1 pseudogene is annotated in these 2,204 nt (G+C 66.8%); it reads left to right on the top strand.

Annotation, left to right across the window (positions count from 1 at the left end):
• Positions 1-63 precede the first annotated feature (63 nt).
• Positions 64-2,204, top strand: a pseudogene (locus ACK6AU_RS31885) (S8 family serine peptidase); the annotation flags it as partial.

Genomic DNA, 2,204 nt, shown 5'->3' with positions numbered 1-2,204 from the left:
AGAAGAGGCCATCCGGGAGCCAGAGGGGTCCCGTGGGCTGGGAGATGTCAATAGGAGAAGGGGGGGTTGGGGGCGATCAACGCCGACAGCGCCTATGCCGCCGGCTACAGCGGCAAGGACGTCAAGCTGGGGATCTTCGACCAACCGGTGTATGCCAAGCACCCGGAGTTCGCCGGCAAGGACAAGATCGTGACCCTTATCACCAGCGGGATCCGCCAGTACACCGACCCCTATATTCCGGTGAAGGCCGGCGATGCCTTCCGCTATGACGGCAGCCCGTCGGTGGGCTCGGACGGCAAGCTCGGTTCCCACGGCACCCACGTCGGCGGCATCGCCGCCGGCAACCGCGACGGTGTGTCGATGCACGGCGTGGCCTTCGATGCGCAGATCATCAGCGCCGACAACGGCGACCCCGGCCCCGAGGATGGCATCGTCCTGGGCAACGATGGCGCGGTGTACAAGGCCGGCTGGGACAGCCTGGTGGCCAGCGGTGCGCGGATCATCAACAACAGTTGGGGCATCGGCATCACCGATCGTTTTGCCAAGGGCGGGCGCAATCCGGATTTCCCGCACTTCACCGTGGACGACGCCCGGGCGCAGTTCGCGCAGATCCAGCCGCTGTTGGGCACCTTGCCCGGTGGCGCCTATGACGGCGCCATCGCTGCGGCCCGTAGCGGAGTCCTGACCATCTTCGCCGCCGGCAACGACTACAACCTGAACAACCCCGATGCGATTGCCGGGCTGGGCTTTTTCGTCCCGGAAATAGCTCCCAACTGGATGACCGTGGCGGCGTTGCAGCAGAACCCCGACACCAGCAGCACCAACCCGTACCTGATCAGCACGTTCTCGTCGCGCTGTGGCTACACCGCGAGTTTCTGCGTATCGGCCCCGGGCACCCGGATCTACAGCGCGGTGATTGGCGGCACCAGCCTGGAAAACCTGACCCTGGGCTACGCCAACAAGAACGGCACGTCCATGGCCGCGCCCCATGCCGCTGGCGCGGCGGCAGTGCTGATGGAGCGCTTCCCCTACATGAGCGGCGCACAGATCGCCAGTGTGCTGCGCACCACCGCCACCGACATGGGCGCGCCGGGCATCGATGCCCTGTACGGCTGGGGCATGATCAACCTGGACAAGGGCATCCGTGGCCCGGGCATGTTGGTCACCGAACAGGACATTCCCGAGGAGTTCCGCATCGCCGGCGGCTACGGCCCGAGCCAGTTCGTGGTCGACCTGCCGGGCATCGGCGCCCTGGTGGACGCCGGCAAACCGACCCAGCGGCGTTGCAATGACCTGAGCTGCGTGCTGGACCTGTGGAGCAACGATATCTCCGGCCACGGTGGCCTGACCAAGCAGGGCATCGGCACCCTGGTGCTGACCGGTAACAACAGCTACACAGGTCCAACCCTGGTCAACCAGGGGCGCTTGGCGGTCAATGGTTCGCTGCAATCGACGGTGACGGTCAACGACGGCGGCGTGTTGGGCGGCAATGGCCGGATCGGCGCGCTGGTGGCCAATGCCGGCGGCGTGGTGGCCCCGGGCAATTCCATCGGCACCTTGCACGTCAGTAACGACGTGACCTTCCAACCGGGCTCGACCTATGCCGTGGAGGTGGGCGCTGCGGGCAGCGACCGCCTGGTCAGTGATGGCCAGGTCAGCCTGGGCGGTGCGAACCTGGCCCTGGATCTGCAGAACCCCGGGGTTTCGCTGCAATCGCAGCGGGCCACGAGCCTGGTGGGACGGCAATTCGACATCCTGGATGCCGCAGGTGGGGTACAGGGTGGTTTCGCCAATGTGCAGTCCAATTCGCTGTTCCTCGGGGGTGGCCTGGCCTATACCGGCAGCGCGGTCCAACTGGCCGTGCAGCGCAACGCCACGTCCTTCGCCAGTGTCGGCTTGACCGCCAACCAGCGTTCGGTGGCCGCGGCGGCCGACCGGCTTGGTGCGGGCAATCCGGTCTACGAGAGCCTGCTGTTGTCGGCCAATGCCAGCAGCGCGCAGCAGGCTTTCGATCAACTGTCCGGGGAAATCCATCCGGCGGTGGGTAACCTGCTGCTCAACGACAGCCGCCAACTGCGCGATGCCGTGGGCGAGCGTACCCGCCAGCAGGGCAGCGCCGCCGCTCCGGCGCTGGAAGGCCAGGGCAACGGCCTGTGGGTCAAGGCCCTGGGAGCCTGGGGCAAGGCCGACGGTGACTCCGGACA

The organism is Pseudomonas sp. KCJK8993, from assembly GCF_046230915.1.
Taxonomy (GTDB): Bacteria; Pseudomonadota; Gammaproteobacteria; order Pseudomonadales; family Pseudomonadaceae; genus Aquipseudomonas; species Aquipseudomonas piscis.
The sequence above is the reverse complement of the archived record's forward strand: the minus strand, read 5'-3'. Positions and strand labels throughout refer to the sequence as shown.